Source organism: Nonomuraea sp. NPDC050783, from assembly GCF_040802095.1.
Lineage (GTDB): Bacteria > Actinomycetota > Actinomycetes > Streptosporangiales > Streptosporangiaceae > Nonomuraea.
Genome location: NZ_JBFAHK010000007.1, coordinates 151,252 through 163,896, shown reverse-complemented (window position 1 = coordinate 163,896; position 12,645 = coordinate 151,252). Strand labels below are relative to the sequence as shown.

Here is a 12,645-nt window from a genome sequence, read left to right as displayed (position 1 = left end):
CGTCCCGGCGGAGCGGCCGGCCCCGGGACCGGTACGCCCGGGTGCTCGGCCTCACGCCGCTGTCTCGGGGCTCACTCGGCCTCACGCCGCCGTCCGGGGCTTACTCCGTCGCGATGAGGTCGATGATGGGCGTGTCGCCGGAGACCAGCTCAAGGGTCTGCCGGGCGGTGCCGGGGTGCTCCAGCAGCGCCATGATCACGGCGGCCACGTCGTCGCGCGGCACCTCCCCCGGCGGCACCTCGGGGGCGAGCCTGACCAGGCCGGTGCCGGGCTCGTCGGTGAGGCGGCCGGGGCGCAGGATCGTCCAGGCCAGGTCGCGGCGGCGCAGGTCGTCCTCGGCCTCGGTCTTGGCCCTGATGTAGGCGGCCCACACCTCGTCGCCGCCGGCGGCGGGCCGGCCCGCGCCCATCGAGGAGATCTGGATGAAGCGCCCCACGCCGGCGCGCTCGGCGGCGTCGGCCACGAGCACGGACGCGGCCCGGTCGACGGTGTCCTTGCGGGCCGCGCCGCTGCCGGGCCCGGCGCCGGCCGCGAACACGACGGCGTCGGCGCCGCGCACGATGGCGGTGACCTCCTCGGCGCTCGCCCGCTCCAGGTCGCACACCACGGCCTGTGCCCCGGTGGCCTCGACGTCGGCGACGTGCGCGGGGTTGCGCACCAGGCCGACCGCGCCCTCCCTGAGGCGCGCCGCCAGCCGCAGCGCTATCTTCCCATGACCGCCCGCGATGATGATCCGCATGGGACTCATGGTGTCATGGAGGCATGACGCAGTTTCCGCACGCCCCGACCCCGGCGTTTCTGTTCGACCTCGACGGCACCCTGATCGACAGCGTCTACCAGCACGTGATCGCCTGGCGGCAGGCGTTGTCGAGCATGGGGATCGACCTGTCGGTGTGGCGGATCCACCGGCGCATCGGCATGAGCGGCGGGCTGTTCGTCCACGCGCTGCTGCGCGAGACCGGGCTCAAGCTGTCGCGCGAGCAGATCGACCGGTTGCAGGTGGCCCACATGGAGGCGTACGAGCGGCAGGCCGACTCGGTGCGGCCGCTGCCCGGCGCGCCCGAGCTGCTGGCCGAGCTGACCTCGCGCGGCGTGCCGTGGGCCATCTGCACCAGCGGCTACGCCCGCACCGCCCGCCTGTCCCTCGCCCTGCTGGGCCTGCCCGAGGACACCCCGATGGTCACCCGCGACCTGGTGCGGCGGGCCAAGCCGGACCCCGACCTGTTCCTCGCCGGTGCGGCTCTGGTCCGGGTGGAGCCGGTCCATGCCATGGTGGTGGGCGACAGCGTCTGGGACCTGCTCGCGGCCCGCCGGGCCGGCGCGCTCGGCATCGGGCTGCTGTCGGGTGGGTACGGAAGGGACGAGCTGGAGCGGACAGGCGCGTTCCGGGTGTACGCCGACCCGGCCGACATGCTGAGCCGGCTCGACGAACTCGGCGTGCGGCTCGACGATTGAGCCCGGATCCGGAATACCGTGCCGAACTCCCGGGCTGGATCATGCGTATTCCCCGTAGAGGAGCTTGAAATGGACTTGGCAGACATCGGCGTCACCGGCCTGGCCACCATGGGGCGCAACCTGGCGCGCAACCTCGCCAGGCACGGCTACGCCGTGGCCGTGCACAACCGCTCGCACGGCCGCACGCAGGCGCTGGTCGAGGAGTTCGGCGGCGAGGGCACGTTCGTGCCGTCGGAGGACCTCGCCGGCTTCGTGGCCTCGCTCAAGCGGCCACGCCGGGCCATCATCATGGTCAAGGCCGGCGCCGGCACCGACGCGGTCATCGACCAGCTCGCCGAGCTGATGGAGCCCGGCGACATGATCGTGGACGGCGGCAACGCGCACTTCGCCGACACCCGGCGGCGCGAGGCCGCGCTGCGCGAGCGCGGCCTGCACTTCGTCGGCACCGGGATCTCCGGCGGCGAGGAGGGCGCGCTCAACGGGCCGAGCATCATGCCCGGCGGCTCGGCGGAGTCGTGGGAGGCGCTCGGGCCGATCCTGCAGGACATCTCGGCGAAGGTGGACGGCGTGCCGTGCTGCGTGCACGTCGGGCCGGACGGCGCGGGCCACTTCGTCAAGATGGTGCACAACGGCATCGAGTACTCCGACATGCAGCTCATCGCCGAGTCCTACGACCTGCTGCGGCAGGCCCTGGGCACGACGCCGGCCGAGCTGGCGGAGGTGTTCCGGGAGTGGAACCGGGGCGAGCTGGACTCGTACCTGATCGAGATCACCGCCGAGGTGCTGGAGCAAGTGGACGCCGCGACCGGCCGGCCGTTCGTGGACGTGGTGGTGGACCAGGCCGAGCAGAAGGGCACCGGCCGCTGGACCGTGCAGAGCGCGCTCGACCTGGGCGTGCCGGTGACGGGCATCGCCGAGGCGACGTTCGCGCGGGCGCTGTCCGGCCATCCGGAGCAGCGGGCCGCCGCGGCCTCGCTCGCCGGCCCGAAGCTGTCCGGGGTGGACGGGCGCGAGCTGGTCGAGGACGTGCGGCAGGCGCTGTACGCGTCCAAGATCGTGGCGTACGCGCAGGGCTTCGACCAGATGGCGGCCGCGTCCCGGGAGTACGGCTGGGACCTCGACCTGGGCGCGATGGCCACCATCTGGCGGGGCGGCTGCATCATCCGGGCCAAGTTCCTGGACCGGATCCGGGCCGCCTACGACGCCGACCCGCACCTGCCGACGCTGCTGGCCGACCCGACGTTCGCGGCGGCGCTGGCGGCGGGCCAGGAGGCGTGGCGGCGCGTGGTGACCACGGCCGTGCGGATCGGCGTGCCGACGCCCGGCTTCTCCTCGGCGCTGGCCTACTACGACGGGCTGCGCCGCGACCGGCTGCCGGCCGCGCTGGTGCAGGGGCTGCGCGACTACTTCGGCGCGCACACCTACCGCCGGGTGGACCGCGAGGGCGCCTTCCACGTCGACTGGTCCGGCGACCGTACCGAGCGGCCGGCCTGACCGCCGGTCACCGGCTGATGAGAGCGACCGGGTTGGCCACCGCCGTCACCGCGCAGAAGCCGAACGGCCCCGCCGTGTCGTGCAGGGTGACCTGCCCGGTCGCGACGCCGGCCGCGCTGAGGTGGCCGGTGGCCTCGACGCCGACCAGCTCGCCCTCGGGCAGGCGGGCCAGGGTGAGCGTGTAGTCGGCGTTGATGAAGCCGAGGCCGTTCGTGCCGACGTTGCTGATCGGGCTGGCGAAGTCGGCGGCCAGCGCGGCGCGCACGAACGGCGTCACCGGCTCGTCGTCCACTAGCGGGAACGTCTCGCGCAGCCACACCCGGCCGGCGCCGGGGCCGCCCCATTCGGTGATCCGCCACAGGTCGAACGGCGGCTGCCAGCCCTCGGAGGTGACCGGCGGGCCCTCGGGCGGGCGCTCGTCCCAGGCGGGCGTGACGATGCTCTGCTCGCCGCCGGGCTGCTCGCCCTGGCGCAGCAGCACGGCGCTGGCCCGGCCGATGACGCCCTGGTCGGTGGAGATCACGGCGTCGGCGACGCGGATCCTGCGCCCGTCCCTGACCAGGGACGTCTCGACGGTGACCGGCAGCAGCGGGCTGTTGCGGAACAGGTCGACCGTCAGCCGGGCGAAGTGCAGGCCCGGCTCGGCGTGGCGCTCCTCCAGGGCGCGGGCGGCCAGCCCGCCGAGGAGGCGGCCGTGGAGCATGTCGGGGGACCAGGGACCGCGGGCGTGCGGCGCGGGGACCAGCTCGCCCTGCTTGCGGGTGAAGAACGCTGTCGTCAACGGCACAGAATCAGATTCTAGAGCAGGGGACGGCCCGTGCCGGGCGCGGCGGCGGAGTTCGGGCGCGGCGGCGGCGTCCGGGCACGGAGTTCGGGCACGGCGTCCGGGCACGGAGTTCGGGCACGGCGTCCGGGCGCGGCGTCCGGGCGCGGCCTTTTGTCGGAGGGGCCGCGTAAAGTGCTGGGCGTGCGTTCGTCCGTCCGTGTCGCCACCGGGCCCGGGTTCGACCTTGACGCCGTCACCTGCGTCGACGACCACCGGGGCTGGTCGGCCGCCGAGCTGAGCGACCGGCACCGGGTGGTGCTGGCGCGCCGCGGCACGTTCCGCCGCCGGGCGGGCGGGCGTGCGGCCGTGGTCGATCCGGCGACGGCCTACCTGGCGCTGCCGGGCGAGGAGGAGCGCTTCGCCCACCCGGCGGGCGGCGGCGACCTGTGCACGTCGCTGGCCCTGTCGCCCGGCCTGTGGCGCACGCTCGCGGGCGACGACACCCGCCCCGCCCGCTCCACCCTCTACGTGGACGCCCGCCTCGACCTGGCGCACCGCCGCGTCCTGGCGGCCGCCCGGTCCGGCGATCCGGCGTTCGCGCTGACCGAGTCCCTGCTTCCCCTCGTCGCGGCCGCCCTGTCCCAGGTCACCGGCGCCACTCCGGCCACCGCCGCGCGAGCTGGGGCCGGAGCGGGGGCGGGGGCAGGGGCCGTCGTGGGTGCCGCGCGGGAGGCCATCGCCGCCGGCCATCCCGCGGCCGGCGGCCTGCTGTCGCTGGCGGCGCTGCTGAAGGTCTCCCCCTACCGGCTGAGCAGGGCCTTCACCCAGGAGCTCGGCGTCTCGCTGACCCACTACCGCAACCGGGTCCGCGTCGGGCGGGCGCTCGACCGCCTGGAGGGCGGGGCGACGAGCCTGGCCGAGCTCGCCGCCGAGCTGGGCTTCAGCGACCAGGCCCACATGACGCGCACGATCCGCCGGCACGCCGGCCACACCCCGGCCGCCCTGCGCCGCCTGCTCGCCCCGCCCGGAAGGGAATGATCAAGTCGCCTTCCGCCCGCCACCGGCCATAAGCTCCCCCAATGCGCGATCTAGGTGAGGACCCCCGGCCCGCCCGGGGTGCGGTACGCGAGATCCACTCCCTCGACGGGCCGGTGACGCTGGCCTACTCCCCCGACCTCGACGGGCTGGCCGACCCGGGCGAGATCGTCTGGGCGTGGGTGCCGTACGAGGAGGACCCGTCCCGCGGCAAGGACCGGCCGCTGCTGGTGGTCGGCCGCACCGGCCGCCGCCTGCTGGGCATGATGCTCTCCAGCAAGGGCGACGGCGGCCCCGAGTGGCTGCCGATCGGCGCGTGGGGCAGCGACGGCCGGGCCTCCTATCTCCGGCTCGACCGGGTCTTCGTCCTCGGCGAGGACGACCTGCGGCGCGAGGGCGCCGTCCTCGACGCCGACCGCTTCGCCCGGGTGGCGGCCCACCTGACGCACGCGTACGGCTGGGACGCGGCCCGCCGCCACTGACCCGCCCGCCACCGCCACGGTGTCCGCTGACCCGGCCATCGGCGCTGGTCAGGGGGCTGCGATCATTGGCGTATGCGTGTTGTGGTGATCGGGGGCGGCATCGTCGGGGCCAGCGCGGCCTACCACCTGGCGGGCCGGGGCGTGTCCGTGACCGTCGTGGACGGCGGGTATCCGGGCGAGGCGACGCAGGCGGGCGCGGGCATCGTCTGCCCGTGGGTGGACCATCCCGAGGACGACGACTGGTACCGGCTCACCCGCGAGGGCGCGCGCCGCTACCCGGACCTCGTGGAGGCGCTGGGCGAGGACATCGGGTACGCCAAGGTCGGCGCGCTGCTGGTGGCCGAGGACCCGGCGGAGCTGGAGCCGGTGCGCTCTCTGCTGCGCCGCCGGTACGCGCAGGCGCCGGAGATGGGCGAGGTCACGGACGTGGCGGCTCCGTCCGAGCTGTTCCCGCCGCTGTCGGACAGCCTGAGCGCGCTGCTCGTGCCGGGGGCCGCCCGCGTGGACGGCCGCTCGGTCCGCGACGCCCTGCTCCAGGCCGCCGTCGCTCGGGGCGCCCGGATCCACCCCGGCACCGCCACCCTCACCCCGGACGGCCAGGTCCTCGTCCACCCCTCGACCGCCCCGCGACCGAACGAGGCGGGCCACCGGCCGCCGCACCCGGTCTCCCCCGGCACGCGAGCCGAGAGCGGAGCGAAGACCGGCCGCGCCCCAGCGGCCGGAAGCGGGGCCGAGGCCGGAAGCGGGGCCGAGCCCGGGAGCGGGGCCGAGGCCGGGAGCGGGGGCGCTGGGTCGTGGCGGCAGGCCACGCCGTTCGCCCCCGCCGCCGGGACGCCCGCGCCACCGCCCACGGGCACGAGCGCGGGCACGAACGCGGGCACGAGCGCGGGCGCGAACGCGAGCGCGGGCACGGCTCGGGTGCCCGGCGACGGAGCCCCAGTGGCAGCGGGGGACGGCGACGGGTTTGCCGTGGCGGCCAGCGACGGTGATGGGGTTCCCGTGGCGGCCAGCGACGGTGACGGGGTTCCCGTGGCGGCCGATGTGGTGATCGTGGCGGCCGGGGCGTGGACCGGGGAGGTGTGCCGGCCGCTCGGCGCCGAGTTGCCGGTGTTCCCCAGGCGGGGCCAGATCCTGCACGCCACCCTGGAGGGCGTGGACACCGCGTGGTGGCCGATCGTGCTGCCCAGCGCCGCGCCGTACCTGCTGGGTTTCCCCGGCTCGCGGGTGGTGATCGGGGCGACGGTGGAGGACGTCGGGTTCGCGCCGAGGGTGACCCTGGGCGGGCTGGAGGAGGTGCTCAGCGCGGGGCTGCGGATCGCGCCGGGGCTGGCGGCGGCGACGGTGACGGAGACCCGGGTGGGCCTGCGGCCGGTGAACGCCCCGGGCCGGCCGCTGATCGGCCCGCTGACCTCCCGCGTGGTGGTGGCGACGGGCCTCAGCGCGTACGGGCTGACGGCCGGGCCGTTCGCGGGCCAGGTGGCCGCGGCGCTGGCGCTCGGCGAGAGCCCGCCCATCGATCTCGCGCCCTACGCCCCGGCCCGTTCCTGACGTCCCCCTGCCCGCGGACGTTCGGTTTGCCCAGCGTATGATCGGTTTCCTCCCCACCGTCGTTCTTGTCGTGGGGAGGCCGGATTGCCGCGCGCTGTACCGTTCCTGCTGTTCGTGCTCCTGCTCGCCGCCGGCTGCGGCGCGGAGCCCGCCGTGCGGTCCGTCCCGGGACCGCCCGGCCCGTCCCGGAGATCCGTCGCGCCCGCGCCGCCGCCGGGGCCGGGACCGGCCGAACGGCCCCCGCCCGTGGTCCAGGTGCCGTTCGCGGCCTCCGGCAGGTACGCCGTCGTCCCCGGCACCGCACCCGCGCGGCCCGGCCCCGGCAGCCCCGTGCGCTACCTGGTGGAGGTGGAGCGAGGGCTGCCGTTCGCGCCCCGCGAGTTCGCCGCCCAGGTGCACCGCATCCTCAACGACGCCCGCGGCTGGGCCCGCTTCCAGCGGGTGGACCACGGCCCGGTGCGGGTCCGCGTCGCTCTGACCAGCCCGGGCACGACGATCCGCCAGTGCCGCCCGCTGCGCACCGGCGGCGAGCTGTCCTGCTGGAACGGCACCCGCTCGATCATCAACGCCCTGCGCTGGGCGGTGGGCGTCCCCCAGTACGGCGGCGACCTGACCGCCTACCGCGGCTACCTCATCAGCCACGAGGTGGGCCACGCCCTCGGCCACGGCCACCTCTCCTGCCCCGGCCCCGGACGACCGGCCCCGGTCATGGCGCAGCAGTCGAAGTCGCTGGGCCGCTGCCGGCCGAACCCGTGGCCCTTCCCCGGCCGCACGCCCGGCACGCCGCGGCCCGCGGACAGGAGGCCGTGAGGGCGCCGCGTAGAGTGGCACGCACCTCCGTAGGGCCACGAGCACGCGAAGGACCGACGATTGGCCAGCCCTCCGGGCAGGCCGCCCGCCCGGCCACGATCAGGGACGTCGCGGCGGCGGTCGCCGTGTCGGTCGGCACCGCCTCCAAGGCGCTCAACGGCCGGGGCCGGATGCGGGACGAGACCCGCGACGACCCCATCAGGGAGCGCCACTACCTGGAGCGGCTGCCGGCCCGCCGGGTGGAGGGCCTCATCGTCACCGGCCGCCGCACCGAGCCGCGCCCCAGCATCGGGCCGGACCTGCCGGTCCCGGTGGTGTACGCGATGACGCGCTCCACCGACGAGTCGGACCACTCGATCATCTTCGACGACCGGGGCGGCGGCGTCCTGGCCACCCGCCACCTGCCGGCGACCGGCCGCGCCCGGATCGGGCACATCACCGGCCCGGAGGGTTTCCAGGCGGCCCGCGAGCGCGCCGCGGGGCTGCGCGCTCGCCCTCGCCGCGGCGGGGTGCCGCTCGCCGCTGACCACGGTGGAAGCGCGGCCGGGCCCCGACGAGCAGTACACGCTGCGGCTGTCGGTCCGGGACGCGGGCGGGACCACGTCCCAGCAGTCCATGCCCATCCACGTGCAGCAGGACGAGAAGACCGCGCTGGAGCCCACGCTCCCGATCACCTTCGACTACCGCTACGACACGGTCACCGGCGGCTCGCTGCCGGCCGGGCTCGCCCTGGACCGCTTCACCGGCGCGATCACCGGCACCCCGGCCGCGCCCGGTACCTCCACCTTCACCGTGCGGCTCCGCGACCACGACCGGCCCAGCACCCCGGCGACCCCGCCAACCCCCGCTGGGGCACCTGGCCCCGGACCGGCGCGCAGTGGGCCGAGCTGACCTGGCCCTCGCCGCAGACCGTCGGCTCGGCCGAGGTCTACTTCTACGACGACGGCGGCGGCGCGCGCCTTCCCCTGGGGCCGGTCGTCACGGCCGAAACTGTCGCGATATATCGTACGGAGGTGGAACACCGGGACTCCGGTCCCGGTTACGGGAATTGAGTGACGTGGATTGCTCGGAAACTCCAGGGGAGAGTGGGCGATGGCAGGAATGCGGACGGCACGGCGGATCCTGACGGGCGGCGCCGCCCTGGCGGCGGCGGGCTGGGTGCTGCGCGACGTGCCGGCCGAGCTGGGCGTGCGGCCGCTGGGCTCGGGCCCGGAGCGGGCGGCACGCATCCTCGGATCGAAGCAGTTCAAGGACGGGTCCTTCTACAACCCGATGCCCGAGCCGACCGACCTGATGAACACGCCGCCGGTCAACCTGCTCGGCGAGCTGGCCAAGAACAAGGAGCAGCGCCGCCCGGCCGGCCCCGTGCCGCTGCGCGTGCCGCCGGCCGGCCCCGCCCCCGCCGACGGCCTGCGCGCCGTCTGGTACGGCCACGCCTCGACGCTGGTGGAGATCGAGGGCAGGCGGGTGTTGTTCGACCCGGTGTGGAGCGAGCGCGTCTCGCCCTCCCAGCTCGTCGGCCCCAAGCGGCACCACCCGCTGCCGGTCGCGCTCGCCGGGCTGCCGCAGGTGGACGCCATCGCGATCTCCCACGACCACTACGACCACCTCGACATGGCGACGGTGCGCTCGCTGACCCGGACGCAGAAGGCCCCCTTCCTGGTGCCGCTCGGCATCGGGGCGCACCTGGAGCGGTGGGGCGTGCCCGCGTACCGGATCGTCGAGCTGGACTGGGAGGAGGAGACCGAGGTCGCGGGGCTGCGCTTCGTCGCCACGGCGGCCCGGCACTTCTCCGGGCGGACCCTGCGCCGCAACGACACGCTGTGGGGCTCCTGGGTGGTCGCGGGGGCGGCCAAGCGGGTCTTCTACGCGGGCGACTCGGGCTACTTCGAGGGCTACCGGGGCATCGGGTCGGCACACGGGCCGTTCGACCTGACGCTCATGCCGATCGGCGCCTACAGCCCCTCCTGGCCGGACGTGCACATGAACCCGGAGGAGGCCGTCCGCGCCCACCTCGACCTGGGCGGCGAGCTGCTGCTGCCGGTGCACTGGGCGACGTTCACGCTGGCGCTGCACCCGTGGGCGGAGCCGGTGGACCGGCTGTGGCGCGAGGCCAAGGCCCGCGAGGTCTCCATCGTGGTGCCGCGCCCCGGCGAGGTCGTGGACGCCGCGGCCGCCCCGGCGGTGGACGGCTGGTGGGAGACGCTGGGCTGAACCGCGAGGGTACGGGCGGGCGTACAGTGCCAGGGTGAGCAACCTGGAGCGTGAGCCGGAGGAGATCCGCTGCGGCGCCGAGCCCGGCCCCGGCGACGAGCTGCTGCCGGGGCGCGCGGTGCCGCTGGGCGGGCCGCGCGCGATGGCGGTCAGCCGCACCCTCCCTGGCGCCCACCGGCGCCTCATCGGCGCCTGGTGCTTCCTGGACGCCTACGGCCCCGAGCTGACCGCCATGCGCGTGCCCCCGCACCCCCACACCGGCCTGCAGACCGTGACCTGGCTGCTCGCCGGCGAGGTGCTGCACCGCGACAGCCTGGGCAGCCGGCAGCAGGTACGCCCTGGGCAGCTCAATCTCATGACCGCCGGCCGCGGCATCTCCCACTCGGAGGAGTCGGCCGAGGAGGTGCTGCACGGGGTGCAGCTCTGGGTGGCGCTGCCCGCCGAGCACCGGCACGACGCGCCCGCCTTCGAGCACCACGCGGCGCTGCCGGTGCTGGAGGGCCCGGGATACACCGCCACGGTGATCATGGGGTCGCTCGGCGGGGTGCTCTCCCCCGCCACCGCCCGCACCCCGCTCACGGGCGCGGAGATCGCGGTGGACGGAGCGGGCGAGGTGCCCCTCGACCCCGGGTTCGAGCACGGGCTGCTGCTGCTCGACGGGCAGGTCGGCGGGCTGGAACGGGGGCCGCTGGCCTACCTGCCGCCGGGCCGGTCCGGGGTGCGGCTGTCCGGGCGTGGGCGGGTGCTGCTCATCGGCGGCGCGCCGTTCGGCGAGGAGATCGTCATGTGGTGGAACTTCGTGGGACGCTCGCACGAGGAGATCGCCGCCTTCCGCAAGGAGTGGGCGCAGGGCGAGGGGTTCGGCACCGTCGAGGGGTTCGACGGCGACCCGCTGCCCGCGCCCGCCCTGCCCGCCGTCCGGCTCAAGCCGCGCGGGCGGGTCCGCGGGCGGCCCCCTCAGTAGACGGAGATGTGCGGGTGGTCGTAGTGGTTGGCGGTGGTGCCGCCGCGGTCCGACATGGCCCGCCACGTGCCCGTGCGGGCGTGCCAGATGCGCTGGCGGTAGATGATGTACATGATGCCGAGGCGCCGGGCGTTCTTGATGGCCCAGGCGGCGATCCGGTCGCCGCGGGCGCGCTCGGCCGCCGACGGCAGCGCGCCGCCGCGGCTCAGCATGAAGTCGCAGGCCCGGCCGAGCGGGTGCTCGCCGCCGTCCTGGATGGCGCGGTAGCAGCCGATCCCGAACGGCACCTCGAAGCGTTCGGCGATGAGCTGCTTGACCAGCGCCATGCGCGGCGTGATGTTGTCCGGCCCCTGCGGGAGCTGCGGGACGAACGTGCCGTCGGGCCGCATCCCGGGCGCCCGGTAGAGCTGGTCGATCTTGTCCTTGACGCGTTCGATCTGCTTCTCGGCCTTCTCCTTGCGCTCCTCCAGCTCGCCGAGCGCGCGCTCCAGCTCCTCGGCGCGGGCCGCGGTCTCCTCCTGGGCCCGCGCGCGCTCGTCCCTGACCCGGGCGAACCCGCGCAGCCTGGCGTCCTGGAGGGTGACCAGGTGCTGGACGAGAGCCAGCCGGTTGAGCAGCGCCCCGGGATCCGCGCCGGAGGCGAGCAGGGTGGCCTGGTCCGGCCGGGCGCCGGTGTAGTGGGCGACGGCCAGGGCGCGTAGCTCGGTGGAGCGCAGGTCGTAGACCTGCTGGGCGGCGGCGAGCTTCGCACGGGCGGCCCTGGCGGCCTTGTCGGCCCTCTGGTGGGCGATGCGGCTGTCGTAGTAGTCGGTGATGAGCCGGTCGGTGTCCTTCTGGAGGGTGGCCAGCTCCCGCTTGAGCCGCTCGGCGGTGGGCTTGGGGTCGGCGTGCGCCGGGCCCGCGGCGACCGGGAGCCCTGCGGCCAGGGCCGCGACCAGGACGGTGACCAGGACGGTGACCAGGACTGCGGCGGGGGCCACGGTGGGAGCCACGGTGGGGGCCACGGTGGGGGCGGCGGCCGGGTGCGGCCGTCCGGCGCGTGGGCGCCGAGCGGGGGACGCAGCCGCCACACTTCTCCTTGTCCGCGAAGCCGCGAGGGCCGGGGCCCTCCGTCCGACGCCCGATAGTAGAGGATCATGTGCGGCGGTATGCGCCTTATGACGATTATGGGGTGCCCTTTTCGCCGGGACGGCGGGTCCTGCGGACCACGATCTGCCGCCCGGCCAGCACCGAGCCGGGCACCGCGACCAGGCCGAGGAGGCTGGAGCCCAGGCCGACGCCGATGTCCGCCTCCAGCTGCTTGACGCCGCCGTCGAGCAGCGGCACGCCGACCGAGACCCGCACCGAGACCGACAACAACGGCCCTGGCCGGCGGCCGGACGGCTCGCCAATGGCGGGGGACTTCGTGGCGGCCGGGGCTTTCGTCGTGACTGGGGCTTTCGTCGTGACTGGGGCTTTCGTGGCCGGGACTTTCGTGGCCGGGGCTTTCGTGGCCGGGACCTCCCTGGTGGCCGGGGCCTTCGTGGCGCCCGGGGCCTTGGTCGTGGCCGGAGGCGGGCCGGCGGGCTCGGTGGTGGCGGTGGCACGCACGGCGGTCCTGGCGGCCGGGGGCGCAGAGGTGGCGTGGGAGGACGGGCGCGGCTCTTGGGAGCGCGGCGGCGCGGCGGTGGGGGTGGCGGGCCCGCGGGTCACCGGAGGACGGGCGGGACGCGGAAGGTCACCGCCGGGCGAGCCGGTCGGCGGAACCGCCGGACGGATGCCCCGCGTACCGGGCAGGGCGGCGGCCGGCGGCGTGGCGACCGGGCCGCCGGGGGTGGGCTGAGCGGTGGCGCCAGGCGGAGCCGTGCCGGGCAGGGCCGTACCGGGCAGGGCGCCGG

13 protein-coding genes and 1 pseudogene are annotated in these 12,645 nt (G+C 75.7%); 9 read left to right on the top strand and 5 right to left on the bottom strand.

The annotated features are described in order from the left end of the window. Window positions 1-100: 100 nt before the first annotated feature. Window positions 101-739 (bottom strand): SDR family oxidoreductase, encoded by a 639-nt coding sequence (locus AB0H75_RS20970; protein WP_367798483.1) that lies wholly within the window; start codon window positions 737-739, stop codon window positions 101-103. Between the two features lie 23 nt (window positions 740-762). On the opposite strand from AB0H75_RS20970, the gene AB0H75_RS20965 reads away from it, so the two are divergent. Together AB0H75_RS20965 and gndA are read left to right on the top strand one after the other, a co-directional pair. Beyond that, entirely contained in the window at window positions 763-1,455 is a 693-nt protein-coding gene (locus AB0H75_RS20965) for an HAD family hydrolase (protein ID WP_367798481.1), read from the top strand. Between the two features lie 69 nt (window positions 1,456-1,524). Beyond that, window positions 1,525-2,949 (top strand): NADP-dependent phosphogluconate dehydrogenase, encoded by a 1,425-nt coding sequence (gndA, locus tag AB0H75_RS20960; RefSeq protein WP_367798479.1) that lies wholly within the window; start codon window positions 1,525-1,527, stop codon window positions 2,947-2,949. 7 nt (window positions 2,950-2,956) lie between these two features. Here the strand turns inward: gndA and AB0H75_RS20955 are convergent, their stop codons facing one another. Then, window positions 2,957-3,736 (bottom strand): acyl-CoA thioesterase domain-containing protein, encoded by a 780-nt coding sequence (locus AB0H75_RS20955; RefSeq protein WP_367798477.1) that lies wholly within the window; start codon window positions 3,734-3,736, stop codon window positions 2,957-2,959. Window positions 3,737-3,916: 180 nt separating this feature from the next. On the opposite strand from AB0H75_RS20955, the gene AB0H75_RS20950 reads away from it, so the two are divergent. The 4 genes from AB0H75_RS20950 to AB0H75_RS20935 all read left to right on the top strand — a co-directional run bounded on the left by AB0H75_RS20950 (window position 3,917) and on the right by AB0H75_RS20935 (window position 7,590). After that, on the top strand, window positions 3,917-4,753 hold the full coding sequence (locus AB0H75_RS20950; protein WP_367798475.1) for a helix-turn-helix domain-containing protein: 837 nt from the start codon (window positions 3,917-3,919) through the stop codon (window positions 4,751-4,753). 41 nt (window positions 4,754-4,794) lie between these two features. After that, window positions 4,795-5,232, top strand: coding sequence for a type II toxin-antitoxin system PemK/MazF family toxin (locus AB0H75_RS20945; RefSeq protein ID WP_367798473.1), 438 nt, complete (start codon window positions 4,795-4,797; stop codon window positions 5,230-5,232). A gap of 72 nt (window positions 5,233-5,304) precedes the next feature. Further along, on the top strand, window positions 5,305-6,780 hold the full coding sequence (locus tag AB0H75_RS20940; protein ID WP_367798471.1) for an NAD(P)/FAD-dependent oxidoreductase: 1,476 nt from the start codon (window positions 5,305-5,307) through the stop codon (window positions 6,778-6,780). An 84-nt stretch (window positions 6,781-6,864) separates the two neighbouring features. Further along, on the top strand, window positions 6,865-7,590 hold the full coding sequence (locus AB0H75_RS20935; RefSeq protein WP_367798469.1) for a DUF3152 domain-containing protein: 726 nt from the start codon (window positions 6,865-6,867) through the stop codon (window positions 7,588-7,590). A gap of 211 nt (window positions 7,591-7,801) precedes the next feature. Here AB0H75_RS20935 and AB0H75_RS20930 read toward each other — a convergent pair whose 3' ends face one another. Beyond that, window positions 7,802-8,029, bottom strand: a complete 228-nt coding sequence (locus tag AB0H75_RS20930; protein ID WP_367798467.1) for a hypothetical protein — start codon at window positions 8,027-8,029, stop codon at window positions 7,802-7,804. Between the two features lie 92 nt (window positions 8,030-8,121). Between AB0H75_RS20930 and AB0H75_RS20925 the strand changes: the two genes are divergently transcribed. The 3 genes from AB0H75_RS20925 (at window position 8,122) to AB0H75_RS20915 (ending at window position 10,768) form a co-directional block, all read left to right on the top strand. Continuing rightward, window positions 8,122-8,481, top strand: a complete 360-nt coding sequence (locus AB0H75_RS20925; RefSeq protein ID WP_367798466.1) for an Ig domain-containing protein — start codon at window positions 8,122-8,124, stop codon at window positions 8,479-8,481. Window positions 8,482-8,682: 201 nt separating this feature from the next. Next, window positions 8,683-9,804 carry an MBL fold metallo-hydrolase gene (locus AB0H75_RS20920; protein WP_367798464.1) on the top strand — a complete coding sequence of 374 codons (1,122 nt, stop codon included), beginning with the start codon at window positions 8,683-8,685 and terminating at the stop codon, window positions 9,802-9,804. Between the two features lie 34 nt (window positions 9,805-9,838). Continuing rightward, the gene (locus AB0H75_RS20915; RefSeq protein ID WP_367798462.1) at window positions 9,839-10,768 is read left to right on the top strand and encodes a pirin family protein; all 930 of its coding nucleotides are present in this window, start codon (window positions 9,839-9,841) and stop codon (window positions 10,766-10,768) included. Here AB0H75_RS20915 and AB0H75_RS20910 read toward each other — a convergent pair. Together AB0H75_RS20910 and AB0H75_RS20905 are read right to left on the bottom strand one after the other, a co-directional pair. Next, window positions 10,762-11,760 carry a coiled-coil domain-containing protein gene (locus AB0H75_RS20910; RefSeq protein ID WP_367798460.1) on the bottom strand — a complete coding sequence of 333 codons (999 nt, stop codon included), beginning with the start codon at window positions 11,758-11,760 and terminating at the stop codon, window positions 10,762-10,764. The genes AB0H75_RS20915 and AB0H75_RS20910 overlap by 7 nt on opposite strands. Before the next feature lie 172 nt (window positions 11,761-11,932). Then, a pseudogene (locus AB0H75_RS20905) lies at window positions 11,933-12,645 on the bottom strand (hypothetical protein); the annotation flags it as partial.

Excerpts from the sequence above, each read along its gene's own strand:
- AB0H75_RS20970 (WP_367798483.1), bottom strand. The coding sequence starts at position 739 with ATGCGGATCATCATCGCGGGCGGTCATGGGAAGATAGCGCTGCGGCTG.
- AB0H75_RS20965 (WP_367798481.1), top strand. The coding sequence starts at position 763 with ATGACGCAGTTTCCGCACGCCCCGACCCCGGCGTTTCTGTTCGACCTC.
- gndA (WP_367798479.1), top strand. The coding sequence starts at position 1,525 with ATGGACTTGGCAGACATCGGCGTCACCGGCCTGGCCACCATGGGGCGC.
- AB0H75_RS20945 (WP_367798473.1), top strand. The coding sequence starts at position 4,795 with ATGCGCGATCTAGGTGAGGACCCCCGGCCCGCCCGGGGTGCGGTACGC.
- AB0H75_RS20940 (WP_367798471.1), top strand. The coding sequence starts at position 5,305 with ATGCGTGTTGTGGTGATCGGGGGCGGCATCGTCGGGGCCAGCGCGGCC.
- AB0H75_RS20920 (WP_367798464.1), top strand. The coding sequence starts at position 8,683 with ATGGCAGGAATGCGGACGGCACGGCGGATCCTGACGGGCGGCGCCGCC.